At 64.7% G+C, this 25,737-nt stretch carries 24 protein-coding genes (1 of these 24 only partly in view); 16 read left to right on the top strand and 8 right to left on the bottom strand.

Annotated elements, in window-relative coordinates; all coding sequences use genetic code 11:
- Positions 1–29: 29 nt before the first annotated feature.
- The 3 genes from rbsK to QP803_RS12060 are packed head-to-tail and all read right to left on the bottom strand — an operon-like array spanning position 30 to position 4,371.
- Positions 30–941, bottom strand: a complete 912-nt coding sequence (gene rbsK, locus QP803_RS12070; RefSeq protein WP_284943722.1) for a ribokinase — start codon at positions 939–941, stop codon at positions 30–32.
- A gap of 4 nt (positions 942–945) precedes the next feature.
- On the bottom strand, positions 946–1,413 hold the full coding sequence (gene bcp / locus QP803_RS12065; protein ID WP_284943721.1) for a thioredoxin-dependent thiol peroxidase: 468 nt from the start codon (positions 1,411–1,413) through the stop codon (positions 946–948).
- 12 nt (positions 1,414–1,425) lie between these two features.
- On the bottom strand, positions 1,426–4,371 hold the full coding sequence (locus QP803_RS12060; RefSeq protein ID WP_284943720.1) for a bifunctional [glutamine synthetase] adenylyltransferase/[glutamine synthetase]-adenylyl-L-tyrosine phosphorylase: 2,946 nt from the start codon (positions 4,369–4,371) through the stop codon (positions 1,426–1,428).
- Positions 4,372–4,388: 17 nt separating this feature from the next.
- Between QP803_RS12060 and QP803_RS12055 the strand changes: the two genes are divergently transcribed.
- The 3 genes from QP803_RS12055 to eno all read left to right on the top strand — a co-directional run bounded on the left by QP803_RS12055 (position 4,389) and on the right by eno (position 9,820).
- Positions 4,389–7,736 carry a YhdP family protein gene (locus tag QP803_RS12055; protein ID WP_284943719.1) on the top strand — a complete coding sequence of 1,116 codons (3,348 nt, stop codon included), beginning with the start codon at positions 4,389–4,391 and terminating at the stop codon, positions 7,734–7,736.
- A gap of 97 nt (positions 7,737–7,833) precedes the next feature.
- Positions 7,834–8,472: a uracil phosphoribosyltransferase gene (gene upp / locus QP803_RS12050; protein ID WP_284943718.1), complete on the top strand. Its 639-nt coding sequence runs from the start codon at positions 7,834–7,836 to the stop codon at positions 8,470–8,472.
- Between the two features lie 70 nt (positions 8,473–8,542).
- Positions 8,543–9,820 carry a phosphopyruvate hydratase gene (eno, locus tag QP803_RS12045; protein WP_284943717.1) on the top strand — a complete coding sequence of 426 codons (1,278 nt, stop codon included), beginning with the start codon at positions 8,543–8,545 and terminating at the stop codon, positions 9,818–9,820.
- A gap of 45 nt (positions 9,821–9,865) precedes the next feature.
- On the opposite strand, the gene QP803_RS12040 is transcribed toward eno, so the two are convergent.
- Positions 9,866–10,684: a response regulator gene (locus tag QP803_RS12040; RefSeq protein ID WP_284943716.1), complete on the bottom strand. Its 819-nt coding sequence runs from the start codon at positions 10,682–10,684 to the stop codon at positions 9,866–9,868.
- A 301-nt stretch (positions 10,685–10,985) separates the two neighbouring features.
- On the opposite strand from QP803_RS12040, the gene QP803_RS12035 reads away from it, so the two are divergent.
- Positions 10,986–11,573, top strand: a complete 588-nt coding sequence (locus QP803_RS12035) for a histidine kinase dimerization/phosphoacceptor domain -containing protein (protein WP_284943715.1) — start codon at positions 10,986–10,988, stop codon at positions 11,571–11,573.
- Between the two features lie 3 nt (positions 11,574–11,576).
- Here QP803_RS12035 and QP803_RS12030 read toward each other — a convergent pair whose 3' ends face one another.
- Genes QP803_RS12030 through ku form a run of 3 tightly spaced genes read right to left on the bottom strand, consistent with a single transcriptional unit; the run spans position 11,577 to position 13,120 of the window.
- Positions 11,577–11,858: a type II toxin-antitoxin system RelE/ParE family toxin gene (locus tag QP803_RS12030; protein WP_284943714.1), complete on the bottom strand. Its 282-nt coding sequence runs from the start codon at positions 11,856–11,858 to the stop codon at positions 11,577–11,579.
- A complete protein-coding gene (locus QP803_RS12025) occupies positions 11,855–12,154 on the bottom strand; it encodes an antitoxin of toxin-antitoxin stability system (protein ID WP_284943713.1) in 300 nt (99 codons plus the stop codon). Before QP803_RS12025 ends, QP803_RS12030 begins: the two co-directional genes overlap by 4 nt.
- 60 nt (positions 12,155–12,214) lie before the next feature.
- Positions 12,215–13,120, bottom strand: coding sequence for a non-homologous end joining protein Ku (gene ku, locus QP803_RS12020; protein ID WP_284943712.1), 906 nt, complete (start codon positions 13,118–13,120; stop codon positions 12,215–12,217).
- Between the two features lie 462 nt (positions 13,121–13,582).
- Between ku and fabG the strand changes: the two genes are divergently transcribed.
- The 9 genes from fabG to QP803_RS11975 all read left to right on the top strand — a co-directional run bounded on the left by fabG (position 13,583) and on the right by QP803_RS11975 (position 21,371).
- Positions 13,583–14,356: a 3-oxoacyl-ACP reductase FabG gene (gene fabG / locus QP803_RS12015; RefSeq protein ID WP_284943711.1), complete on the top strand. Its 774-nt coding sequence runs from the start codon at positions 13,583–13,585 to the stop codon at positions 14,354–14,356.
- The gene (hutC, locus tag QP803_RS12010; RefSeq protein ID WP_284943709.1) at positions 14,353–15,027 is read left to right on the top strand and encodes a histidine utilization transcriptional repressor HutC; all 675 of its coding nucleotides are present in this window, start codon (positions 14,353–14,355) and stop codon (positions 15,025–15,027) included. Before fabG ends, hutC begins: the two co-directional genes overlap by 4 nt.
- Before the next feature lie 71 nt (positions 15,028–15,098).
- Entirely contained in the window at positions 15,099–16,634 is a 1,536-nt protein-coding gene (gene hutH / locus QP803_RS12005) for a histidine ammonia-lyase (RefSeq protein ID WP_284947899.1), read from the top strand.
- Complete coding sequence (gene hutU / locus QP803_RS12000; RefSeq protein ID WP_284943708.1) at positions 16,631–18,298, top strand: urocanate hydratase; 1,668 nt, start codon at positions 16,631–16,633, stop codon at positions 18,296–18,298. The genes hutH and hutU overlap by 4 nt, the downstream gene beginning before the upstream one ends.
- A gap of 149 nt (positions 18,299–18,447) precedes the next feature.
- On the top strand, positions 18,448–19,824 hold the full coding sequence (locus QP803_RS11995; RefSeq protein ID WP_284943707.1) for a formimidoylglutamate deiminase: 1,377 nt from the start codon (positions 18,448–18,450) through the stop codon (positions 19,822–19,824).
- On the top strand, positions 19,824–20,375 hold the full coding sequence (locus tag QP803_RS11990; RefSeq protein ID WP_284943706.1) for a HutD/Ves family protein: 552 nt from the start codon (positions 19,824–19,826) through the stop codon (positions 20,373–20,375). The genes QP803_RS11995 and QP803_RS11990 overlap by 1 nt, the downstream gene beginning before the upstream one ends.
- Positions 20,372–20,659 (top strand): hypothetical protein, encoded by a 288-nt coding sequence (locus QP803_RS11985; RefSeq protein WP_284943705.1) that lies wholly within the window; start codon positions 20,372–20,374, stop codon positions 20,657–20,659. The genes QP803_RS11990 and QP803_RS11985 overlap by 4 nt, the downstream gene beginning before the upstream one ends.
- Before the next feature lie 71 nt (positions 20,660–20,730).
- Positions 20,731–20,970, top strand: a complete 240-nt coding sequence (locus QP803_RS11980; protein ID WP_284943704.1) for a type II toxin-antitoxin system VapB family antitoxin — start codon at positions 20,731–20,733, stop codon at positions 20,968–20,970.
- Positions 20,967–21,371, top strand: coding sequence for a type II toxin-antitoxin system VapC family toxin (locus QP803_RS11975; RefSeq protein ID WP_350356097.1), 405 nt, complete (start codon positions 20,967–20,969; stop codon positions 21,369–21,371). Before QP803_RS11980 ends, QP803_RS11975 begins: the two co-directional genes overlap by 4 nt.
- A gap of 8 nt (positions 21,372–21,379) precedes the next feature.
- Here QP803_RS11975 and parE read toward each other — a convergent pair whose 3' ends face one another.
- Positions 21,380–23,344: a DNA topoisomerase IV subunit B gene (parE, locus tag QP803_RS11970; RefSeq protein ID WP_284943703.1), complete on the bottom strand. Its 1,965-nt coding sequence runs from the start codon at positions 23,342–23,344 to the stop codon at positions 21,380–21,382.
- A gap of 169 nt (positions 23,345–23,513) precedes the next feature.
- Between parE and QP803_RS11965 the strand changes: the two genes are divergently transcribed.
- The 3 genes from QP803_RS11965 to QP803_RS11955 form a co-directional block, all read left to right on the top strand.
- Entirely contained in the window at positions 23,514–24,263 is a 750-nt protein-coding gene (locus QP803_RS11965; protein ID WP_284943702.1) for an acetoacetate decarboxylase, read from the top strand.
- Positions 24,264–24,285: 22 nt separating this feature from the next.
- Positions 24,286–25,071, top strand: coding sequence for a 3-hydroxybutyrate dehydrogenase (locus tag QP803_RS11960; protein ID WP_284943701.1), 786 nt, complete (start codon positions 24,286–24,288; stop codon positions 25,069–25,071).
- A gap of 123 nt (positions 25,072–25,194) precedes the next feature.
- A protein-coding gene (locus QP803_RS11955; RefSeq protein WP_284947897.1) for an NAD-dependent epimerase/dehydratase family protein crosses the window boundary here: on the top strand, positions 25,195–25,737 show its 5' portion. 474 nt of this gene lie beyond the right edge of the window; 543 of the gene's 1,017 nt are visible here — the first part of the coding sequence; the start codon lies at positions 25,195–25,197; the stop codon falls past the right edge of the window.

Below are 25,737 nucleotides of genomic sequence, written 5' to 3'. Positions count from 1 at the left end.
GGGCAGGAAAGCGCAGCGTTATCCGCAGTTTAACCTAGAAGCGCGTCAACCTCGGCGCGGTGCGGCATGCCGGCGCCCGCGCCTGCGCGGGTCACCTTCAACCCCGCGACGGCGCAAGCGAAGCCGAGGGCTTCGGCCAGCGTGCGCCCCTCAGACAGCGCTACGGCGATGGCGCCGTTGAAGGAATCGCCCGCACCTGTCGTGTCGATGACCGGACCGGCCTTCACCGCCGGCACTGTGATGGTCTGCCCATTCTGGCGCAGCAACGCACCGGCTGCCCCCATGGTGATGACCACAGCGCCCGCGCCCCGCGCGATCAAGACATCGGCGGCGCGCGCGGCCTCCGCCGCATTGCCCACGGGTAGTCCGGACAGCATCGCGGCCTCGGTCTCGTTCGGTGTCAGGATATCCACAAGGCGCAGCACCTCATCGGTCAGCGGAAAGGCCGGTGCCGGATTGAGGATGGTCGTCACGCCCCGCCTGCGGGCTTCCGTCAGACCTTGCAGAACGGTGGCCATCGGCGTTTCGAGTTGGGTGAGAAACACCACCGCACTGCCGATGGCATCGCCGGCCCGATCGATCTCGGCCTCGGTCAGGGCCGCCGCCGCGCCGGGCACGACGATGATGGCATTCTCGCCCTGGGCATCGTCGATGATGATGGCGGCGGTGCCGGTCGGCTGATCCGCACTCTCATACAGAAAGTCGGTGCCGACACCCTCGGTCTCATAGACACGGCGAGCCATGGCGCCGAACTCGTCCCGGCCGATCTTGGCGAGAAGCTGCACCGGCGCGGCCAGCCGGGCGATGGCAATCGCCTGGTTCGATCCCTTGCCGCCCGGCCCGATGCGAAAGCCGCTGCCCATCACCGTCTCGCTCCAGGCCGGCAGCTTCGGCGTCAGGAAGGTGAGGTCGGCGGCGAAGATACCCATCACGACGATCATGGCGTCAGCCGAGCGCCTGAGCGGCCTTGAGCACCTCGGCGGCATGGCCGTTGACCGAGACCTTGCGCCAGGCGCGGGCGATCTTGCCGTGTTTGTCGATCAGGAAGGTGCTGCGTTCGATGCCCATGTATTTCTTGCCGTACATCGCCTTCTCGGCCCAGCAGCCATAGCGCTCGGTCACGTCCGTGCCCTCATCCGAGGCGAGCGGGAAGGTGAGGTTGTATTTGGCGGCGAATTTCTCGATCGGCTTCATCGGGTCCTTCGACACGCCAATGACGTCCAGGCCGACATGGCCCAATTGCGGCAGCGCTTCCTGGAAGGCGCAGGCTTCCGTGGTGCAGCCGGGCGTATCGGCCTTCGGATAAAAGTAGAGCAGGAAGGGTTTGCCGGTGTAGTCGCTCAGCCGGACGGTGCGTCCGCCCGAGGCGGGCATTTCGAAATCGGGTGCGGTGTCGCCCTCGTTCACGCTCATTCTGCTGCTCCTTTAGCGTCTGCGGCTTGGGGGATGGGGTGCTGGGGCGTCGATCGGCCCCGGATCGCCGATATGGCGGATAAAGCTGTCACGCACAGCCTCGGCGGTGCGCGCAATCGTCAGTCGCAATCCCTCTATCGTCGCCTCATCGGTGGCGGCGAGCAAGGTCCGCGCGGAGGGTTTGGGCAGGGCTAGGCCCGTCATTTCGCCCACGGTCAGCCGCAGCATGGTCTGGATCGTCCGCCACAGGTGGTCAGCGGCGATCAGGGTCGCGGCCTCCGCCCCGTCGATGGCGCCGATCTCGGCAAGGTTCGCGAGGGCGATGCGCGTGGTCGTGCTGCGCAACGTCGGGCGGTCCACGAAATGGATGAGTTGCAGCACTTGCGCCACGAACTCCACTTCCATCAGCCCGCCCGCACGCAGCTTCACATCCCAGGGGCCGATCGGCGGCAATTCCTGCAGCAGGCGCCGCCGCATGGCCTGTGCATTCTCCCGCAGCAGGGCCGCCGTCCGGCGCGGGCGCAATCCTTCCAGGATCGCGGCATCGACTTTGGTGCGGAAGGGGTCGATGCCGGCGACGACGCGGGCGCGGGTCAGGGCCATCTGCTCCCAGGTCCAGGCCTGCTCGGCATGGTAAATGCGAAAGGCCGGCAAGCTGACGGCGACGGGACCCTGATTGCCCGAGGGCCGCAGCCGCATGTCCACCTGATACATCGGCCCCTCGACGCCCTGGGCCGTGAGGGCCGTGGTAAAGGTGGTGGTCAGTCGCGCGAACCATTGGCTCGGTGCCAGCGGTTTCGGCCCGACACTTTCGGCTGCCTCCTCTGCCTGATCATAGATGAACATGAGGTCGAGGTCGGAGCCCGGCATCATTTCCCGGCCGCCGCCCTTGCCCATCAGCACGATGGCGAAGCCGGCGCCAGGCAGCCAGCCATAGCGGTCGGTATGGCTCGCCACCACCGCGCCGAGCACAGCCCCCAAGGCAGCGTCCGCCAAAGCAGCGCGGGCGATGCCGGCGGCGTCCACATCCATGCGCCCTTCAAGCGTCGCGACGCCGATACGGAAGCTCTCTTCACTGACGAAGTGGCGGGTCAGGCCGATGCTGTCTTCCAAGGTGCGTGCGTCACCCAATTGCCGGCCGAGCACGCGGGCGGGGTCCGCCCGCGTCTCATCCGAGGCGAGCAGTCCTTCCAGCGAGCCGGGATGGAGCGCGAGATGATCGGCGAGGGCGGGCGCGGCGCCCAGAAGGGCGGCGATGCGGTCAATCAGCGCCGGGTTGTGCTGGAACAGCGACAGCAATTGGATGCCGGCGGGAAGGCCTGCGATGAAATGGTCGAAGCGCGCGAAGGCATGATCCGGCTCGGGCTGTGCCGCGAGCGATGTGAGGATATGCGTCAGCAGCGGCTCCAGCAGGGCCCTCGCGCGTTCGGATCGCAATGCCCTCGGCTGCCCAGCCAACCAGCGCCGAATGGCCGCGACGATCTTCGGGCAATCCGCAAAGCCTAGCGCCTGAAGGCGACGCAGGGTTTCGATGGGCGGCGGCGTATCGGGGGCGCCGAATTCGATGACATCGGCATCGTCCCTGGAATCGAAATAGGAGTCGTAGATCGCCTGTACGGCCATCAGATGCGTCAGCAGTGTTTCGGCAAAGGCACGCGGGGTCGCGAAACCCATGAAGGTCGCGACGCTGCCGACGCCGAAGGCGGTCTCAGGCAGGGCATGGGTCTGGCGGTCCGCGACCATCTGCACGCGATGCTCGACCTGGCGCAGGAAGCGATAGGCCCGTGTCAGAATGGCGGCGGTATCGCTCGACATATGGCGCAGCCGCGACAGCAGGCGCAGCGCGGGCAGCGTGGCACCGACGCGCAGCACAGGCTCCCGCCCGCCCCACACAAGTTGCTGGGTCTGGGCCAAGAACTCGATCTCGCGAATGCCGCCCCGGCCGATCTTCAGATTGTGACCGGTGACGCGCGCCACCGGATCGGGGCCGTTTGGGATGGGTCCGCCGCGATGTGCATCCATGCGCCGCTTCATGGCGTTGATATCGGCAATCGCCGCGAAATCGAGATGACGACGCCAGATAAAAGGCCGCAGTGCTTCGAGAAAATCCTGCCCCAGACCGATATCACCGGCGACCGGCCGCGCCTTCAGGAATGCAGCACGCTCCCAATTTCGGCCGACGGTTTCGTAATAGGTGAGGGCGGCCGGCACGGAAACCGCCAGGGGCATCGCCGCCGGATCTGGCCGCAGGCGAAGATCGACGCGAAAAACGTAACCACCGGCATCGCGGGCTTCCATCAGCGTCACCAAGTCTCTGGCAAGGCGTGCATAGAATGCGGCAATAGTGTCGCTCGGGAACGCCGCCGCTGCCGGATCGAAAAACACGATGAGGTCGATATCGCTCGAATAATTGAGTTCCCGGCCGCCGAGCTTGCCGAGTGCGAGAACGATCAGGCCGCTGCCCTCGGCAGGGTCGCGCTCAGGCGCGGGCAGGATGATCTCGCCGCGCGTATGGGCCCGCGCCAGCAGATGGCGGCAGCCGAGTTGCAGCGTCTCTTCCGCAAGGCGGGACAGCGCGCCGGTGACGCGCGACAAGGACCACGCGCCGCCAATGTCGCCCAAGGCGGCGATCAGCGCGACCGTGCGTTTGGCTTGCCGCATGGCGGCGGCGACCCGATCGGGCGTGGCTGCGAAGGGCGTCGCGGCGAGGGCCGCAAAGGCGCGTTGGGCAGCGGCGTCTGGCCCGTGCGCCGCCACATCCCGCAGCACGGCCGGCTCACGCAGAGCGAGTTCGGACAGATAGGGGCTATTGCCACCGATGGCGCGCAGCATCGCCAATGGCACGTCCGGTTCACCGGCCGTCGTTTGGAACGTGGCGACGAAGCGCGCGGCGGCATCGGCGTCGCCCGCTTCAGGCCAGTGAACGTGCCAAGGACTCTGGATTGCGGGGACGGTCATGCCGCGTCAGGCTGGCCATGACCGCCGCTGACGGTCAAGGGCCGGCCTATCGCGGCCCGGCCTCTCGCGATCCGGCCTATACGGGTCCGACGGGTCAGGCTTGGGAGCCGGAGCCGATACCGCCCCGCCGCCGTGTCAAGCGCGGCTGGTGGTGGCGCTGGCCAGGCACCGCCTTGATCCTGCTGGCGGAGGGCAGCCTGCTCTTCGTCGCCATCGGCGGCTCGGCCCTCGCCTGGCGTGCGGCGCAGGGGCCGGTCGATCTGTCGTGGCTGTTGCCCAAGATCGGCCGAGTCGTGGCCGTGGCGGCACCTGACGTCGATTTCGGCATCGGCCATCTCGCCATCGCCTGGTCCGGCTTCACCAGGGGACCCGATCAGCCCATTCAGCTCGTGGCGGAGAAAACGCATGTGACAGATGCCCGCGCCGGGTACAGCGTCAGCATCGATCATCTGGCGGTCGATCTGTCCGCCGCCTGGGCGGTGCGCGGTGTGGTGGCACCGCGCGTGATGACGGTGGTGGGTCCGCGCGTCGTGCTGCGGCAGACGCTGCCGACGGCCACGGCCGAGGCGAGGCCTGTTATTCGACGCCAGCGCATTACGGTGGCGGAGGTTCTGCGTCTCCTCGCGCAGCCGCCCGGCACGGACCAGCATCTGGTGGTCGTCCGGCCGAAGGCCCTGGTTCAGCTTCGCCGCCTGACGGTCGAGGGTGGCGAATTCACGCTGGAACCTCTGCCGGATGCGAAGGGCAATCAGCCTCCGACGCTGAAAGGCAGCGCCTTCACCCTCGACCTCACGCGCGCCACAAGCGGCGGTGTGACGGGGAGTTTCTCCGCCATTGCCGCAGCGCTGCCGGCGGCAAAATCAGGTGATGTCACAGGCACTGTTGCTCTGGAGACGAACGGCACGTTGCGCCTTCGTGCCCAGGCGAGCCTCGCCGATCCCGCGCGGCTGATGGCGGCGACCGATGTGGCGGCGGGTATTCCGGTCCCCGCCTTTCCCGTCACGGCGCAGGGCGATGTCTCCATCACGCCCGATCTCGCCCTGACGGCATTGAAGGCGACTATCCAGGGTGGCTCCGGCCAATTGCTCTTCGGCGGGGCGCAGATCCCGATCAAGGCGGTCGCTGTCGGCGTCACGGGCGATGTGAACCATCTCGTGCTCGACCCGACCTCGCATATCGCTCTGGGGCCGGTCAGCAATCAGCCACCGCCCACCATTACCCTCGGCGGCCAGACCAATCGCGCGGCGCCGGGCTATACCGCCACGCTGACCCTGAAAATCGATCATGTCGGCGGCACTGACCTCGGCGTCTATTGGCCGCCTCAAGTGGCGAAAGGGGCGCAGCAATGGGTCTCCAAGCAGATCAAGGACGGCGCTGCCCATGACGGCGCCTTCCAGTTCGGCCTGACGGCACCGACCGATCTGTCCGACGTCGCGCTCGTCTCGGCTTCCGGACAGGTGCTGGCCAGTGGATTGACGGTCACCTGGCTGCCGCCGATTCCGCCCATGACGCAGGTTGAAGGCATCGTGGCGCTCGATGGCACGGACGCTGTCAAGGTCACTGTCAGCCATGCCCAGCAGGGCGCTATGACGGTCAGCAATGGCAGCCTGCTGATCAGCAAGCTCAGCGCGCCGATTCAACCAGCGGCTCTGACCGTGACAGTTGGCGGTACGCTGGCCGACGCGATCGCCCTGATCAATCATCCGCGCCTGCACCTGCTGTCGAACCTGCCGGTTCCGTTCAACGCCACCGCCGGCACTTTCATGACGACGGTGCACATCGGTTTGCCGCTGAAGAAGACCATCATGGCGGCGGATGTGACGGTCGGCGTTCATGCGGACATCAAGAACGCGCAGCTTGCGAAGCTGCTGGCGGGTCAGTCGTTGACAGACGGTAATTTTTCGATCGACGCGACTGCCGCGAAGCTTCATCTCACCGGACAGGCGAACCTTGCCGCCATTCCAACGCGGACAACGCTCGACGCAGATTTCACCAAGGGTCCGCCCACGCAGGTGCAGCTTCACCTGACCGCCGATGCGACCGCCACGCCTGCGAATTTGAAGGCGGCTGGTTTGCCGACCGGTGGTGTGCTGCGCGGTTCTGCACAGATGGGCGTGACGGTGACCGCCCTGCGAAGCGGTCGCACCGACATCGATGCGACCGCGACCCTGCCGCTGCGCAACCTCAGCTTCGACCAGATTGGCTGGCAAGGCGGCGCGGGGGACGCGCATGCGACGGCGCATGTGGCCTTGCAGGGCAGCCGCATCCTCACCATCGACAAGATCAGTCTAACGGGCGCGGGCACGCAGCTTTCGGCGCGAAGCACCGTGACGAACGGGCGCCTGTCGTCTCTGACGATCGATCGCCTCGTGCTCGGTCGCACTGATCTGCACGGCAACGTCGTTCTTCCGGCGACGGCAGCCGACCCTTACGTGTTCAAGGTGGCCGGTGCGGCGCTCGATCTATCGACCCCGTTCAAAGGGCCGAAGCCGACGACGACGAGTGTCGCCGGCACGAACCAGGCGCTGTCCTCGATCTCCTCGAAATCCACCTTCCAGCGGCACTCGCCGTGGCGGGCGACGGTGCAGCTCGACCGCATCATTTTTGGCGCGACGCCCCAGGGAACATCGCGCGAACTGGATCGGGTTTCGGGCAACGCGGCCGATGACGGCATCATCGTGACCAATGCCGATGTTTCCCTCGTCGTGCCGCCGTCCGGCCGGCCGTCGCGGCTGGTGATCGCGGCAGCGGGCAACAATACCCGGCGCGTCACCCTCGTGAACGGCGACTTCGGGGGATTGCTCAAAGCTGTCAACGCGTACGACGCGATTACCGGCGGCGCGCTGCATGTCGATGCCGTCTATGATGACAAGCAGGCCGACCATCCGCTCGCCGGGACGATCGAAATGGACGAGTTTCAACTGGGCGACGCACCGACCGCTGCGCGTATGCTGCAATTGATGACGCTGTATGGCGTGGCCGACCTACTCCATGGCCCAGGCGTGCATTTCAAGCGCATGATCGCGCCGTTCCGCCTAGCCAATCAGCGGCTCGACCTGATCGAGGCACGTGCCTATAGCGAGTCTCTTGGGCTCACGGCCAAAGGCAGCATCGACCTGCCGCGGAATGTCTTCGACATCCAGGGCACCATCGTGCCGGCCTATTTCTTCAACGCGCTGCTCGGCAATATTCCCCTGATCGGGAAACTCTTTAGCCCGGAGAAGGGCGGCGGTCTGTTCGCGGCCAAGTTCGCCTTGACCGGGCCGATCGACAATCCTCAGGTTCACGTCAATCCACTGTCGCTGGTGACGCCCGGCTTTCTGCGCGGACTGTTCGGCAAGACGTCGCCGACCGCCATGAAATAGGCCGTTCCGGACAGTCCACGTTGCCGTGGCCGTGGCGAGCCGCCATCATGGACGCCCTTTGACGCCCCGTTCCCCTTACAAAGCGAGTTCCGGCGCTATGCCAGGTTTCCCTAACCTCACCATCGTCGATCACCCGCTCGTTCAGCATAAACTGACGCTGCTGCGGCGGCGGGAGAAGTCGACTAAGGAGTTTAGGCTTCTCCTGAAGGAAACCAGCCTGCTGCTAGGCTATGAGATCATGCGGGATCTGCCGTTGCAGATGGTGCCGATCGAGACGCCGCTGGAGCCGATGATGGCGCCACTTCTGGCGGGCAAGAAGCTGTGCTTCGTCTCGGTCTTGCGCGCCGGCGGTGGCTTGTTGGAAGGGTTGCTCGACCTCGTGCCCTCGGCCCGCGTCGGCCATATCGGTCTTTACCGCGACCCGATCAGCCAGCGGCCGGTGGAGTATTTCACCAAGCTGCCGGAGGATATCGATGAGCGGTTGGTGATCGCGGTCGATCCTATGCTCGCCACCGGGTATTCGGCGGTCGCCGCCGTCGATGCCATCAAGCGGGCCGGCGCCACGCAGGTGCGGTTCCTGTCCCTGCTCAGCGCGCCGGAGGGTGTCGCGGTGATGCTCCGGGCGCATCCGGACGTCCCGATCTTCACGGCGGCGCTGGACCGGGAATTGGACGAGCATGCCTATATTCGCCCCGGCCTGGGCGATGCCGGGGACAGGCTGTTCGGCACCAAATAGGCGTTTCACCGCCCTTGCCATCGGCCGGCGGCAGTTTTACGCCGTGCCCAGCATCCCGGAAGGATTAGAAATGTCCGCCATCGCCGACATCGTCGCCCGCCAGATCCTCGACAGCCGTGGCAACCCGACCATCGAGGTCGATGTCATCCTCGAGTCCGGCGCCATGGGCCGCGCCGCCGTGCCATCCGGCGCCTCGACTGGCGCGCATGAGGCCGCCGAGCTGCGCGACGGCGACACCTCCGCCTATGGCGGCAAGGGCGTGTTGCAGGCCGTGTCCAATGTCGAGGGTGAAATCTACGACGCCATCGGCGGCATGGATGCCAGCGAGCAGGTCAAGATCGACGATATCCTGATCGATCTGGACGGCACGCCGAACAAGGGCCGCTTGGGCGCCAACGCCATCCTGGCCGTGTCTCTCGCCTGCGCCAAAGCCTCGGCCATCGAATACGACCAGCCGCTGTATCGCTACCTGGGCGGCGTCAATGCCCGCACCCTGCCGGTGCCGATGATGAACATCATCAATGGCGGGCAGCATGCCGACAATCCCATCGACATCCAGGAATTCATGATCATGCCGGTTTCGGCAGAGTCGATCGCGGATGCGGTGCGCATGGGTTCGGAGATTTTCCATACGCTGCGCAAGGCGCTGAAGGATGCCGGCCACAATACCAACGTGGGCGATGAGGGCGGTTTCGCGCCGAACCTCAGCTCCGCCGAGGAGGCTTTGGGCTTCATCGCCGGCGCCTGTGAGAAGGCCGGCTATCGCCCGGGCGAGGACATCATGTTCGCCCTCGATTGCGCCGCGACCGAGTTCTATGCCGGCGGCACCTACAATATGGGGGGTGAGGGCAAGACCCTCGATTCCGCCGGCATGGTCGAGTATCTCGCGGCGCTGGCCGCGAAATTCCCCATCCTGTCGATTGAGGACGGCTGTTCCGAGGACGATTGGGAGGGCTGGAAGCTGCTTACACAGCGCCTTGGCGCCAACACGCAGCTTGTCGGCGATGATCTTTTCGTGACGAATCCTGAGCGTCTTCGTCGCGGTATCGCCGAAAAGGCTGCCAATTCGATCCTGGTGAAGGTCAACCAGATTGGCACGCTGACTGAGACGCTGGATGCGGTGGAGATTGCGCATCGCGCGGGCTTCACCAGCATCATCAGCCATCGTTCGGGCGAGACCGAGGACACCACGATCGCCGATATTGCGGTGGCCACGAATGCCGGCCAGATCAAGACGGGAAGCCTGGCGCGCACGGACCGCGTGGCGAAATACAACCAGCTGATCCGCATTGAGGCGGCGCTGGGTGACAGCGCGCGTTACGCCGGCCGCAGTATTTTGCGGGGATAGACCAAATTCGTCATGGCACGCCGTCGCGTGCCATGACGAAGTCCTCTAGTTCGCTGGCACGGCCATCTTGCGGCCGAGCCGGGCGCGCTGGTCGAAGAACAGCGCCTGGCTGATCACCGCCTTCACGACATCGTTCTGGAACGGCTTGGTGATGAGGAAGGTCGGTTCCGGCCGTTCGCCGGTCAGCAGCCGCTGCGGATAGGCGGTGATGAAGACCACCGGAACTTCCGTCGCGGCCAGGATATCGCTGACGGCATCAAGCCCGGAACTGCCGTCGGCAAGCTGGATATCGGCCATGATCAGACCGGGCTTATGCTTGGTGGCGAGCGCCATCGCCTCGGTTCGGGTGCGTGCGATGCCGATGACGTTGTGGCCCAACTCCTCCACCAGACCTTCAAGATCCATGGAAATGATCGCCTCGTCCTCGATGATCAGGACGTCGGCGCGATGCTGGGTCGCGATCTCCTTCTCCGCCTCTTCGATCAGCGTGCGGACGAGGGCGGTGGGACGATCCACCAGCTTGGCGATGATGTCCGAGGAGAAGCCTTCCACGGTGTGGAGCAGGAAGCACACGCGGGGCAGGGGCGTGATTGTTTCGACATCCGCAGCCTGTTTGGCCGTCGTGTCGGCGAAGCCGGGCTGGTGGTGGTGGCGGTTCGCGGGCACCGAACCCCAGATTGTCAGCAGAACCTTATAGAGGGCGGCGTTGAGTTCCAGATCCTTGGCCAGGGTCTTGGACTCAACCGAGACCGCTTCCAGGGTTGCGACCACGTAAGCGTCGCCCGCCGCCTGGGACCCGGTGAGGGATCGGGCGAAGCGCCGGAGATAGGGAAGGTGGACGGCGATTTGATTTGTCTTGTGCATCGGTTTCATCCGTGTAGCCGGCGATAAGAATGTCGCTTTGGCGTTTATCGGCGACCGTGAAAGCGGACGCAACCGATCTGCGGTGCTTCGGGCTTTCGCGCGCGCATCCGTGAAGACGCGGCAAGTGGCGGTCAAGCCGCAGTGAGGCGTCGCGTCACCACTTGGGGTTTTCCGAAACGCATTTATCTATAGATCGGATGTTTATCTCGAATACCGAACAAGCCGACATGCCCGGGCGTCCGGGATTGTTTCTGGAGTAGTCGACGCGATGGGCGGGCAATACGAAAAGATTCAGATTTCATTGGCTGAGCGCGACGGGCTGGTGCGGGAACTTCACCACCGTGTGAAGAACAATCTGCAGATCATTGTCAGCCTGATCAACCTGCAGAAGCGGATGCTGCCGGCCGATCGGCAGGGTGAAATCCGGTTTTTGGAAGAGCATGTGCAAGCCATGGCGGCGGCCTATCGCGTCGTCTATGCCTCCGGTGAGTTGATTGAGGTCCCGATCGACGATCTCCTTCGGGAAGTGGTGTCGGGCCTTGTCGAGGTTGCCGGCGCCACGACTGCAGGCGTTGAGACCGCCGACTGCGACGCGCAGATGACGATCAATCTGGACCAGGCGATCACCCTCAGCCTGTATCTTGCGGTGGTCCTGCCGCCTTTCCTTGTGGCGGATGCCTCGGCCGGGGCTGTTCGGCTCACGACCCGTTCGACCGGCGACCGCGTGACGATCGCCATCGCGGGCGGACCGCAGAATGCCATGCCGTTTGACAGCCTGCGCAACCGGTTGATCGACGGGCATCTGCGTCAGTTGGGCGCGGTGCGCGGTGTTTCTTCCGAGGCGGTGCGGTTTCAGATCAGCGTTCCGGCGTCTGCCCTGCCGCATTGAGGATCAGCGTGCTGGCCAGTCCTGGGCACCGTGGAGAAGCCGCAGGATGACCAAGCTGTGCTCATCGAGCCGATAGATGAGAAGATAAGGTGTACCGCTTACGCGCCACTCGCGGGTGCCACGCTTACGGCCGGGCCGGCCCATAGTCGGCTGCGCTGCTATATAGGTGACGGCAGTCTCAATTCCGTCTGCCATATCGATGGCGACAGCCGGGTTCAGGTGTTTCATGTAGTCGAGCTGACCCCTACGGTCGCGCCTTGCGACCGGGGTCCACTCGATGTTCACTTAGCCCTATCGCTTAACTGCTTTACTATTTCTGCGCGCTCCCGTCGCCATTCGGCGACGATCTCGTCATCCGGAATGCGCTTGACAGTTGGGTCATCGGCTTCCCGGATACCCTCCTCCACCTTGGCGCGGAACCAGATGTCATAGGCACGGGCGCGGCGCTGCTTCTCCACGAAGTCGCGCATGAATTCGCGGACAATCTGCGATGCTGGCCGATCGGCGCTTTTTGCTTCGGCCATGAACTCATCGCGGAGTTCGGGCTCCAGCTTCATCGTGAACAGGGCTTCCTTCGCCATGACCGCCTCCCTTGTATTGAGGCAGTATATACGAAATGCATACGGGTTTCCAGCGGTGCGTTAACCTGCCTTGCGCCGCGCCGCCGGTTTCGCGGCAGCCTTCTTCGCTGGCGTTTCGGCCTTCAGCTCGGTCTTTTGGGCGAGACTCCGCTTGAGGGCCGCGACGAGGTCGATCACCTTGCCGGACGTCTCCTCGTCCTTTGACTCGTCCACCGACAGGGGTTTGCCGGTCCGCGCCTTGGTCTCGATCAGGTCTCGCAACGATTCGGTATAGCGGTCATGGAAGACCGAGGGGTCGAACTTCGCGGTCTTGCGGCTGATCAGCTCGCGGGCGAGGTCGAGCAACTCCTTGTCCGTATTCGGTTCCCCGATCTCGGCGAACATGGGAGCTGCGGCCCGCACTTCATCGGTGAAGCGCAGAGTTTCCAGCATCAGCCCATCCCCGCAGGGCTTCAGGGCCGCGACATATTCGCGCCCGCGCATGACGAATTGGCCGAGGCCCATCTTATTCGTGTCGCGCATCGCATCCCGCAGGATGGTGTAGCCTTCCTCGGCCAAGTCGCCATCGGGGAGCACGTAATAGGGGCGCTCGAAATAGATCGGGTCGATTTCGCAGTGATCGACGAACTGCACCAGGTCGATGGTCTTGCGGGCCTCGATCTTCACCGAGTCCAATTCTTCATCGGTGATCAGGATGTAATTGCCCTTTGAGACTTCATAGCCTTTCACGATCTGGTCGGCGTCCACTTCACCCACACCTGGCGCGGTCTTTTCATAGCGGATGCGTTTGCCCGACTTCTGGTCGATCTGATGGAAGGAGAGGCGGGCGCCGGTCTTGATGGCCGAGTAGAGCTGGACCGGCACGGTGACCAGCGCGAGGCGCAGCGAACCCGACCACACCGGTCGTCCGGCCGCGGCAGGTGGGCCGCTATGGGCTTTGCGGCGTGTTGGCGCGACCTTGGCCATTCTGGGCAGTCCTTTTTCCGCGAAGTCAGTAGATGGGGAAATGCCGTTCGCGCTCAAGGGGCGACCCGCCGTCAGCGGTCCGTGGCGGAATGCGCTACGCTTTTCCGTCGTACACAGCGCCCCGACTCGCCGTCACCGGTCCATGGCGGAATGCGCTACGCTTTTCCGCCCTACACCGCGCTTTGATCGGGCAGACCGGCGCTGTCGCATCACGCCGATCTCGACGCCCCGGAGACGGGGCAGCCCGGTCACCACTACGGCTCCAATCCAAACGCGGGTAACGATATGACGCTTGCTCCGGTTGAATCGCTTGCGCGCAAGGCCGGGCTTTGCATTTTGAAGACCGAATCGATGCGCTGGGGATTGATCCCGGACACGGATCGGCTGACCTTTCTCGAACGACCCGCTCTTTAGCTGCGCCGCCCGGATGATGGCGGCCCATCCTCCGAAAAGGACCCCCGCATGTTCGCATCGCTCGCCGGCCGCACCGTCATCGTCACCGGCGCCAGCAAGGGCATCGGGCGCGGCATCGCCAAGCGATTCGCCGAAGTCGGCTGCAACGTGGTGGTCGTCGCGCGGTCCCATGACGCGGCGAAGATGGTGGCCGAAGACATCGCCGTCGCTGGCGGCCGCGCCGTCGGCGTCACAGCCGATATTTCGACCGAAGCCGGTGTCCATGCCATGGCCGAAGCCGCGATGCTGCATTTCGGCGCCATCGACATCCTCTGCGCCAATGCCGGCATCTTCACCTCCGCCAAGATCGCCGACATGTCGGCCGCTGACTTCGACGAGACGATGGGCATCAACCTGCGCGGCACCTTCCTCTCCGTGAAGGCCTGTCTGCCGACCTTGAGCCTGTCCGGCCGTGGCAGGATCGTGCTGACTTCCTCCATCACCGGTCCCGTCACGGGCATGAGCGGCTGGTCGCATTACGGCGCCAGCAAAGCCGGGCAGCTCGGCTTCCTGCGGTCGGCGGCGTTGGAACTGGCGCCCGCCGGCATCACCATCAACGCTGTTTTGCCCGGCAATATCGTGACCGAAGGGCTGCTGGCCCTGGGGCCGGACTATCTGGCCTCGATGGCCGCTTCCATTCCCGTCAAACGCCTGGGCAGCGTCGCGGATATCGCCAATGCGGCGCTGTTCTTCGCGACCGAGGAGGCGAGCTTCGTCACCGGCCAGACGCTGATCGTCGATGGCGGGCAGGTGCTGCCCGAAAGCCTCGCGGGCATGGAATGACGACTCCTTTGGCCGGCATCGGGGCGCGCATCCGCGCTGATCTGGAGGGCCATATCCAGTCCGGCGACTGGAAGCCGGGCCATCCGATTCCCGCCGAACACGCCCTGATGGCTGAATATGGCTGCGCCCGGATGACGGTGAACAAGGCCATCGCCGGCATGGCGGCGGCCGGCCTCGTCACGCGTCGGCGCCGCGCGGGCACGGTGGTCGCGACCCCGGTCGCGGAACGCGCCGTGCTACACATTGCCGATTTCGCCGAGGAATCCGCGCAACTCGGCCTGCCGTATCGCCACATCATCCTGGCGCGTCACGTGGTGGCGGAGATGCTGGTGGTCACGACCTTGCACGAGCGGGGCGGGGAGCCGCTGGCCCTGGAGGAGCGACAGATCGCCCTCGCCACGGTCCCGCAGGCGCGGGAGGAAGCGTTCGCCGAGGCGCCGCCGGGCACCTGGCTGCTGCGCCACGTGCCCTGGACCGAGGCTGAGCATGTCATCGGCGCGCGGGTCGCGGATGCGACGCTTGCCAAGCGACTGGCGATCCCGCGTGGCGCCGCCTGTCTGACGCTTGATCGCCGGACCTGGCAGGGCAGTGACCTGATCACCGAGGTACGGCTGACCTACCCCGCAGAGCGGCATAGTTTCTCGGGTCGATTCGGTGAGGCGCGCCGCTGACCGCCGCTCGACTCATGAGGGCGACCATGAGATATGTCTATACATATTGAGGTCGGAGAGTGCGTATGACGCTGGTTCTGACGCCTGGCGCGGTGACGCTTTCCGATTGGCGACGCATCTACCGCTACGGCACGGCGACGATCGCGCTGGACCCAGCCTCGGCCGGCCCGATCGCGGCGAGCGCTGCAGCGGTCTCCGCCATCCTCGCCAAGGGCGCGCCCATTTACGGCATCAACACGGGCTTCGGCCGGCTTGCCTCCATTCGCATCGACGATGCGGATCTGGAGCGTCTTCAGCGCAATATCGTGCTGTCCCATGCCTCGGGCGTGGGGGAGCCGATGCCGCCCTCCATCACCAAGCTGATGATGGCGCTGAAGCTCGCGAGCCTGGCGCAGGGTGCCTCTGGCATTTCCCCCGCCACCGTCGCGTTGCTGCAGGCGATGCTCCAGCGGGATCTCGTGCCCGTCGTGCCGGGCCAGGGTTCGGTCGGCGCGTCGGGCGACCTCGCGCCGCTCGCCCATATGACGACGACGATGATCGGCGTGGGTGAGATCGTCTATCAGGGCGTTCGCATGCCCGCCGAGGCGGCGCTGGCCCAGGCGGGCCTCGCGCCCCTGGTGCTCGGCCCGAAGGAAGGGCTGGCGCTGCTCAATGGCACGCAATTCTCCACCGCCTATGCCCTGGCGGGATTGTTCGAGGCGGAGCGGCTGCTGCAATCGGCCCTGATTACCGGCGCGCTGTCGACCGATGCGGCGAAGGGGTCCGACACGCCGTTCGATCCGCGCATTCATGCGTTGAGGCGTCATCGCGGGCAGATCGATGTCGCGAGTGCCTTGCGAAGCCTGATGGCCGGCAGCGTCATCCGCGCTTCCCACGTGACCGGAGACGAGCGTGTGCAGGACCCGTATTGCTTGCGCTGTCAACCGCAGGTGATGGGCGCCGCGCTCGATGTGCTTCGGCAAGCGGCGATGACATTGGGGACCGAGGCGAATGGCGTGTCCGACAATCCGCTGGTCTTCCCTGATACCGGCGAGGTGCTGTCCGGCGGTAATTTCCACGCCGAGCCGGTGGCTTTCGCGGCCGATATGATCGCCCTTGTGCTGTGTGAAATCGGCTCGATCGCCGAGCGCCGCATCGCCATGCTGATCGACCCCGCGCTGTCCGGCCTGCCGGCCTTCCTGACGCCGCGTCCCGGTTTGAATTCCGGCTTCATGCTGCCGCAAGTGACGGCGGCGGCGCTGGTTTCCGAGAACAAGCAGATGGCGCATCCGGCCAGCGTCGATTCCATTCCCACCTCTGCCAATCAGGAAGATCACGTCTCCATGGCGGCGCATGGCGCCCGCCGGCTGATGCCGATGGCGGCCAATCTCAGCCACGTTCTGGGTGTCGAACTGCTCGCTGCCGCGCAGGGCTGCGACTTTCATGCGCCGATGGCCTCCAGCGCGCCGCTCGAAGCCGTGCGGCATTTGCTGCGCGCTTCGGTGCCGACACTCGACGAGGACCGCTATTTCGCGCCTGATATGGAAATGGCGACGGCCATGATCCGCGCCGGCCATGTCTTGCACGCCGCCGCTCATCCGCTTCCAACGCTGGAGATCGCCGCATGATCCGCCTCGACAACAGCCGCCGCATCAAGTCGCCGACCGGCACCGCAATTTCGGCCAAATCCTGGCTGACGGAAGCGCCGTTGCGCATGCTGATGAACAACCTGGATGCGGCTGTCGCGGAAAAGCCTGACGAGCTGGTGGTCTATGGCGGCATCGGTCGTGCGGCGCGCGATTGGGAGAGTTTCGACCGTATCGTCGCGAGCCTCCGCACGCTGGAAGCGGACCAGACCTTGCTGGTGCAATCGGGCAAGCCGGTTGGCGTTTTCCAGACCCATGCCGATGCGCCGCGCGTGCTGATCGCGAATTCCAATCTGGTGCCGGCCTGGGCGAATTGGGCGCATTTCCATGAGCTGGATCGCAAGGGCCTGATGATGTACGGCCAGATGACGGCGGGGTCGTGGATCTACATCGGCACGCAGGGCATCGTTCAAGGCACGTACGAGACCTTCGTCGAAGTCGCGCGCCAGCATTATGCCGGCGATCCCGCCGGGAAATGGATTCTTACAGGCGGTCTCGGTGGCATGGGCGGCGCCCAGCCGCTCGCCGCCGTCATGGCCGGCTTCTCCTGCCTCGCGGTGGAGTGTCAGGCGAGTCGCATCGAAATGCGCCTGCGCACGCGCTATCTCGATGTGCAGGCAAAGGATCTCGACGAAGCGTTGGAAATTCTCGCCCGCGCGGCGGCCGACAAGACGCCGGTCTCCGTCGGCCTGCTCGGCAATGCCGCCGAAGTGTTTCCCGAACTCGTGCGGCGCGGCGTGAAGCCAGATGTCGTGACGGACCAGACCTCCGCCCATGATCCGCTCAACGGCTATCTGCCGGTCGGCTGGTCGGTCGCGCAGTGGGAGGAGAAGCGGGAGCGTGATCCGCAGGCGGTCATCGCCGCGTCGCGCGCCAGCATGGCCACGCATGTGCGCGCCATGCTGGACTTCCATCGCATGGGCATTCCCGTTCTCGATTACGGCAACAATATCCGTCAGGTCGCGAAGGATGAAGGCGTGCTGGACGCTTTCGACTTTCCGGGTTTCGTGCCGGCCTATATCCGGCCGCTGTTTTGCCGGGGCATCGGCCCATTCCGCTGGGCGGCGTTGTCGGGCGACCCCGAGGATATCTATCGCACCGACGCCAAGGTGCGCGAGATCCTGCCCGACAACAAACACCTGCATCATTGGCTCGACATGGCGCGCGAGCGCATCGCCTTCCAGGGTTTGCCGGCGCGCATCTGCTGGGTCGGCCTCGGTGACCGTCATCGCCTTGGCCTCGCTTTCAACGAGATGGTGGCGAGCGGGGAATTGAAAGCACCCATCGTCATCGGCCGCGACCATCTCGATTCCGGCTCGGTCGCCAGCCCGAACCGTGAGACGGAAGCGATGCGGGATGGATCGGATGCAGTCTCGGACTGGCCTTTGCTGAACGCGCTGCTGAACACGGCGTCCGGCGCGACCTGGGTATCCCTGCATCACGGCGGCGGCGTCGGCATGGGCTATTCGCAGCATGCGGGCATGGTGATCGTGGCAGATGGCACGGCCGATGCCGCGCGCCGCTTGTCGCGCGTGCTGTGGAACGACCCGGCGACGGGCGTCATGCGCCATGCCGATGCGGGGTATCCGGACGCGTTGGACTGCGCGCGGGAAAAGGGGCTGGACCTGCCGGGCATCCTGGGCTGAGAAGGCTTCGCATAATTTTACTCGTCATGCGCGGACTCGATCCGCGCACCTATCTCGTTACGGCGCCTCGACGCCGTTTGGGCGCCGTAACGGGTAGGTCCCCGGGTCAAGCCCGGGGATGACGAGAGTCTTGGAAGGAGTCCGCCACAATGCCCAGTCTCTTCGCGCCGACGGCGCTGCTGCCTGAGGGCTGGGCGCGGAATGTGCGGATCGACATCGGCGAGGACGGCACCATCCTCGCCGTGACGCCCGACGCGATCCTGCCTTTGGGCGAGCGGGTCGAGCGTCTGGCAGGGCCGGCGGTGCCCGGCATGGCGAACCTCCATTCCCACGCCTTCCAGCGCGCCATGGCCGGCCTCGCCGAAAAGCGCCGCGATCCCTCCGACAGTTTCTGGACTTGGCGGGAAGCGATGTATCGCGCCGCCCATGGCGTGGGTCCCGACGAACTCAGCGATATCGCGGGCTTCCTTTTCATAGAAATGCTCAAGGCCGGTTACACGACGGTCGGTGAATTCCACTACCTGCATAATGACGCCCATGGCGCGCCCTATGCCGATCCCGCCGAGATGTCGGCGCGGTTGATCCATGCCTCCGCGGATATCGGCATCGGCCTGACCGTTTTGCCCGTCCTCTATATGCGTGCCGGTTTCGACAATGCGCCGCTGGAGCCCGCGCAGCGTCGCTTCGCGGCGGATGAGGAGCGGTTGCTGCGCATTCTGGAATCGCTGCGCTGGCATGGCCGCGACCAGACGACGCTGCGCGTCGGTCTCGCGCCGCATTCGCTGCGCGCCGTGCCGGTGGAGATCGTGCGCCACATCGCCTCGGTCCTCCCGGAGGATACGACGATCCACATTCATGTCGCGGAGCAGGAGCGGGAGGTCGAGGATTGCATCGCCGCCACCGGCGCGCGGCCGGTCGAGCTGCTGATGATGGAGGCGCCGGTCGGCCCGTCCTGGTGCCTCATCCATGCGACGCATGTGGAGCATGAGGAACTGGCGGATATCGCGGCAAGCGGCGCCATCGCCGGCCTCTGCCCGATCACCGAAGCCAATCTGGGGGACGGCGTGTTTCCGCTCGGCGCCTTCCTGACGACGGGCGGGCGCTTCGGCATCGGCTCGGACAGCAATGTCGCGTTGAACCCTTGGGAGGAATTGCGGCTGCTGGAATACGGCCAGCGGCTGGTGCATGGGCGACGCTGCCTGTCCTTGCCCGAGGACGCAGACGGCTCGGTCGGTGGTGCCATCTTCCGTGCTGCACTCTCCGGCGGCGCGGCGGCGCTCGGTCAGCCGGTCGGTGTCATCGCGCCGGGGTTCCGCGCCGATCTCGCTGTGCTCGATCGCCTGAAACTGGCGCAGCCCGACGCCGAGGGCGACGACATTCTCGACAGCGCCATTTTCGGCGGGTCGGGCCTGCCGGTGCGCGATGTGATGGTCGCTGGGATCTGGCGTGTGCGCGATGGCCGGCATCCGGGGGAAGAGGCGGCGCGCGGGCGCTTCGTTGCGGCCTTGCGGCGGGTCGCGGCCTGATGCGGTGGCGGCTGCTGCCTCAGTCCGGCTTTCGCGCCATGCCGTGGCGGAATGGTGGCGGCACCACCTGGGAAATCGCTCAAGGTGGTTTTGGCGGTGATGAGGGCTGGCATTGGCGGCTGAGCCGCGCCGAAATCGCGCGAAATGGCCCGTTTTCGGTGTTTCCGCATATCGACCGTGTGCTGACGGTGATTGAGGGGGCGGGGATTACCCTCCGGCTTGACGATGCGGCCCCTCGCACGCTGTATACAGGGGATGAGATCCGGTTTGCCGGCGAGACTTCGGTCGATTGCAATCTGTTGGATGGACCGACTCGCGACCTCAACCTCATGGTGGATCGGCGCGCGGCGCAGTTTCGGACCGATGGGCCGATGACCGCGACGGAGGGGGCCGTTCTAGTCCTCTATGCTTTCGAGGATGTTGTCGTGGCGATGGGACAAGAGCGAATGACGGTTATGGCGGGCGATGCGGCGATGGGTGAGGGCGGCAGCGCGGAGTGTGTGAGCGGTCGGGCGTTCGTCGCGATCATCAGCCCGCGTGGCGCCGCATGAACGCGGTTCAGGTTCTGCTGGTGGCGGTTGCGATCATCATCGGGCTGACGGGCTGCGCATCCAGCCATACGCGGCATCATCAGGCCTATGCGACGACGCATGGCAAATCCAGCCACAGCACGTCGGGTCATAGCTATAGCAAATGGCATAAGCCGGCTGGTCACAACAGCCGGTACAAGAGGCCCCGTTACGTTCGGCCCGCTTACGTGAAGCCGGCGCCCTACACCCTCCCGGGCGGCCTGCAATCGGTCTGCACCGGAGGCACACCGCCGCCCTGTAACTGAGGGGTTCAACCCGCGCTTGCGATCCGTTTGTGTAGACGATATTCTTTCAGCGTCTACACAAGGAGGCGGAGATGGCCTTGAACATTCGGAGCCGTGAGGTCGATCGGCTTGCCGACGAACTGGCGACACGCAAGCACATCAACAAGACTGAAGCCGTGAAGCTGGCTTTGGAAAATGAACTTCGTCGTCTTGATGAGGCCCTGCCACTACGTGAGCGTATTCGATACTTACAGGATCGGATTCTGGCGCGGCCGGCAACGGGCTTGGAGGCCGATAAGGCCTTCTTCGACGACCTCAGCGGTGACAACTGATCTTCGTCGATGCCTCGGCGATCGTCGCTATCCTGATCCGCGAATCGGATGCCGCGATACTTGCGGATGTCATCGAAAGAGATACGTCCCCGATTACGTCGCCCATAGCCATATTTGAGGCGGGCTTGGCGATATGCCGCAATCGACGTTCCAGCGTGGCCGAGGCGCAAGAGGATGTGGCGCAATTTTTGGCTGATGCGGGCATTCGAACAGTTTCAATCACTGAGAATGATGCGGCCGCGGCGTTTGAAGCCTTCTCACGCTACGGCAAAGGGCGGGGCCACCCCGCGCAGCTGAACATGGGTGACTGTTTCGCGTATGCCGTGACGAAAAACCAAGGCGCGCTTTTATTGTTTAAAGGGAATGACTTCAGTCAGACCGATATCCGACAAGCGATTTAAAGTCCCGACTACACATCCAGATCGGCCACCGTCACGCTGCGGGCGCGATCCTGGATGAACTGAAAGCGCAGTTCCGGCCGCCGCCCCATCAGGTTTTCCACCATCGTATTGGTCTCGGCCCGAGTCTCCGGCGGCGCCATCACCTTCAGCAAGGTGCGCTTCTTCGGATCCATCGTCGTTTCCTTCAACGCCGCCGGTGGCATTTCGCCGAGGCCCTTGAAGCGACTGACCTCGATCTTCGACCCCGCCTTGAAGGCCGACTTGCTCAGCCGCGCGAGCCCGGCGTCATCCATGGCATAGACCGATTTGGCGCCCTGGGTCAGGCGGTAGAGCGGCGGTTGGGCGAGGTACAGATGCCCGCCGCGCACCAACTCCGGCAGCTCACGATAAAAGAACGTCATCAACAGACTGGCGATATGGGCGCCGTCGACGTCGGCGTCCGTCATGATGATGATGCGGCCATAGCGCAGGCGCTTGGCGTCGAACTTATCGCCGACACCGCAGCCGAGCGCCTCGATGAGGTCCTTCAGCTCCTGGTTCTGGCGCAGCTTGTCGGCCGAGGCGCTGGCGACATTGAGGATCTTGCCGCGCAAGGGTAGCACCGCCTGGGTTTCGCGATTGCGCGCCTGCTTGGCGGAGCCGCCGGCGCTGTCACCCTCGACCAGGAAGATCTCCGTCTCTGCCGCATTCTCCCGCGTGCAATCCGTGAGTTTGCCGGGCAGCCGCAACCGGCGGGTCGCGGATTTGCGCGGCGTATCCTTCTCGTCCCGCTTGCGGATACGCTCCTCGGCCCGCTCGATCGTGAAGGCGAGCAGATTGTCGGCGCTAGTCGGGTCGCCCGCCAGGAAATGGTCGAAGCGGTCCCGCAAGGCGGCTTCCACCAGGCGCGTCGCGTCCGCGTTGGTGAGCTTTTCCTTCGTCTGCCCCTGGAATTGCGGTTCGCGGATAAAGACGGAGAGCTTGGCTGCCATCGGCGTCAGTACATCTTCGGCCGTGAGCTGACCAGCGCGACGATTGCCGCGATGCTCGCCCCAGGCGCGCAACCCCTTGAGCAATGCTGCGCGCAGCCCCGCCTCATGGGTGCCGCCGAGCACGGTCGGCACGGTGTTGCAGTAGCTGTTGAGGAAGCCGCCGCCATCGAGCCAGAGGGCGGCCCATTCGGCACGACCGGCGCCGTTGGGGAAGGGCGCTTCGCCGGCCCAGATCTGCGGCAGCACGCGGGTGCCTTCGCCGACATCTTCCTCCAAGCTGTCGCGCAAGCCGCCCGGAAAATGCAGCACCGCCTCGGCCGGGACATCGGTCTGGCCGGCGAGTAGGCTGGGGTCGCAGCTCCAACGGATTTCGACGCCCTTAAAGAGATAGGCTTTCGAGCGGCACAGCCGATACAGCCGCGCCGGGCTGAATTGCTGCGTGCCGAAGATCTCTGGGTCGGGCCTGAATCGGATCGCCGTGCCGCGCCGGTTCTGCACCGAGCCGGCATCGATGAGCTTGGTCAGAGGCTTGCCCTGGGAATAGCTCTGCTTCCACAGCCGCCGCTCCCGCGCGACCTCGACCTCGAAGAGGTCCGACAGCGCATTGACCACGGAACTGCCGACGCCGTGCAAGCCGCCCGAGGTCGCATAGGCCTTGCCGCTGAACTTGCCGCCGGAATGCAGTGTGGTGAGGATCACCTCCAGCGCACTCTTGGACTTGAACTTGGGATGGGGATCGACCGGGATGCCGCGCCCATTGTCCTTGATCGTGAGAAGATTGCCTGGCGCGAGGGCCACTTCGATGAAGCTCGCATGGCCGGCGACGGCCTCATCCATGGAATTGTCAAGAATTTCGGCCGCCAGATGGTGGAAGGGGCCTTCATCCGTGCCGCCAATATACATGCCGGGACGCCGGCGGACGGGCTCAAGACCCTCCAGAACCTCGATATCCTTGGCGGAATAGGCGGCCTCAGCACGGCCAGCCTCGAACAGATCGTTCATGTCTTGTTCCCGTTCATGGGTCGCAAGATACGCGTGCCCATCGTTCTCCGGCAAGCGGGCCCGGCAAGCATTCCCCAGGGAGCCTTCGTGGCGCGGTGCGAAACATCACTGGACAGGAGGGCGGCCGTGCTCAAGCTTGGACAGGTCATGGGCGCGAGGGCGGATTCGGATGAATCGGGACGATATCCTCGGTATGAGTTCCATGCCCTTCGCGAGCCCGAGCTACCCCAAGGGTCCCTATCGCTTCTTCGACCGCGAATATCTCCTCATTCATTATGAGAGCGACCCCGAGGTCATCCGGCATCTGCTGCCAGAGCCGCTGGAGCCGGATGGCAACCATGTCTTCTACGAGTGGATTCACATGCCGGATTCAACAGGATTCGGAAGTTATCAGGAGAGTGGCGTCTGCATCTGCGCCCTGTGGGAAGGCGAGCCCTGCAATTTCACGGTGCAGATGTATCTCGATGATGAGCCGCCCACCACGGCAGGGCGCGAGATCTGGGGCTTTCCCAAGAAATACGGCCTGCCGCAGCTACGCGCGATCCACGACACACTGACCGGCACGCTGCATTACGACGAGATCCGCATCGCCATGGGCACGATGTGCTACAAGGAATACAATCTTATCAAGGATGAAGCGGCCCACGCGCGCATGGAAAAGCAGCTCGGCAAACTCGCCATCAACCTGAAATTCATTCCCGACGTCGATGGTTCACCGAAGATCGCCCAGCTCGTCGGCTACAACATGATCGAGCCCACGCTGAAATTTGCCTATGGCGGGGAGGCGCGGCTGGAGCTTGTGCCGCATGTCAATGCGCGGGTGGCCGATCTGCCCGTCAGGAAGATTCTCTATGGGCAGCACATCAAGGCGGATCTGACGCTGCCCTATGGCCGCGTGCTGCACGACTATCTGGCCTGAGGCCAGTTCTGGGAGGATAAAAATGACCCTCAAGGGAAAAGTCGCCCTGGTGACGGGATCGACTAGCGGAATCGGTCTCGGCGTGGCGCGGGCACTCGCCGCCGAAGGCGCCGATATTATGATGAACGGCTTTGGCGCACCGGCCGAGATCGAGCGCGAGACGGCGGCGATCGAGACTGAATTCGGCGTGCGCACCGGCTATTCGGGTGCCGATCTCAGCAGTGGGGCCGGGGTGCGGCAGATGGTGGCGGACGCCATCGCGGCGCTCGGGCAGGTCGATATCCTGGTGAACAATGCCGGCATTCAATTCGTGGCGGAGATCGTCGATTTCCCCGAGGACAAGTGGGACGCGATCATCGCCATTAACCTCTCATCCGCCTTCCACGGCATCAAGGCGGCCGCGCCGGGCATGAAGGAGCGCGGCTGGGGGCGCATTATCAACACCGCCTCCGCGCATGGCCTTGTCGGCAGCGCCAGCAAATCGGCCTATGTCGCGGCCAAACACGGCATCCTGGGCCTGACCAAGGTCGCCGGGTTGGAACTCGCTAATACCGGCGTGACCTGCAATGCCATCTGCCCAGGCTGGGTGCTGACGCCCCTCGTCGAAAAGCAATTGCAGGACCGCGCCGCCCGGAACGGCACCAGTGTCGAGCAGGAAAAACTGGCGCTGCTGGCGGAGAAGCAGCCGATGCTCCAATTCACGACGCCGGCGCAGATCGGCGCCTTGGCCGTGTTCCTCTGCTCGGATGGCGCCAAGACCATCACCGGGGCGCCGATTTCCATGGATGGCGGCTGGGTCGCCGGCTGAAACGAACACAGGTTCGCTTCAAAGGTTACAGAAATTAGACATGATTCCGCGTCTAATAAAGATGCCGCGCCGTAACACTTTCTAGGGCGGGCTTGTTAGAACAGAAATTGGGTGCGTGACGTCATGACGGTGCTGGTGACTGGGGCTGCTGGGTTCGTCGGATACCATGTCATCCAAGCCTTGCTTGCCCGGGGTGAGCGGGTCGTCGGCGTGGACGATCTCAATTCCTATTACGACGTCGCCTTGAAGCGTGCGCGGCTTCGTCGGCTGCAGAGCAACGCCGACTTCTCCTTCACCAAGCTCAGCGTCGCGGACCGCGAATCGGTGTTCGATCTGCTGGCGCGCGAGCCGGAGATCGACCGCATCGTGCATCTCGCGGCCCAGGCCGGCGTTCGCTACTCGATGGTGGACCCGTACGCCTATGTGACCGCGAACCTCATGGGCCAGGTGGTCATGCTGGAAGCCGCGCGCGCGATGAAGGGGCTGCGGCATTTCGTCTATGCCAGCTCGTCCTCGGTCTATGGCGGCAATACCAAGATGCCCTTTGCCGAGTCGGACCCGGTCGATCTGCCGGTGTCGCTCTATGGCGCGACGAAGCGGGCGGACGAGCTTTTCAGCAATGCCTATGCCCATCTCTTCGGCCTGCCGCAGAGCGGGCTGCGCTTC

It is taken from the genome of Acidisoma sp. PAMC 29798 (assembly GCF_030252425.1).
Taxonomy (GTDB): domain Bacteria; phylum Pseudomonadota; class Alphaproteobacteria; order Acetobacterales; family Acetobacteraceae; genus Acidisoma; species Acidisoma cladoniae.
The sequence above is the reverse complement of the archived record's forward strand: the minus strand, read 5'-3'. Positions and strand labels throughout refer to the sequence as shown.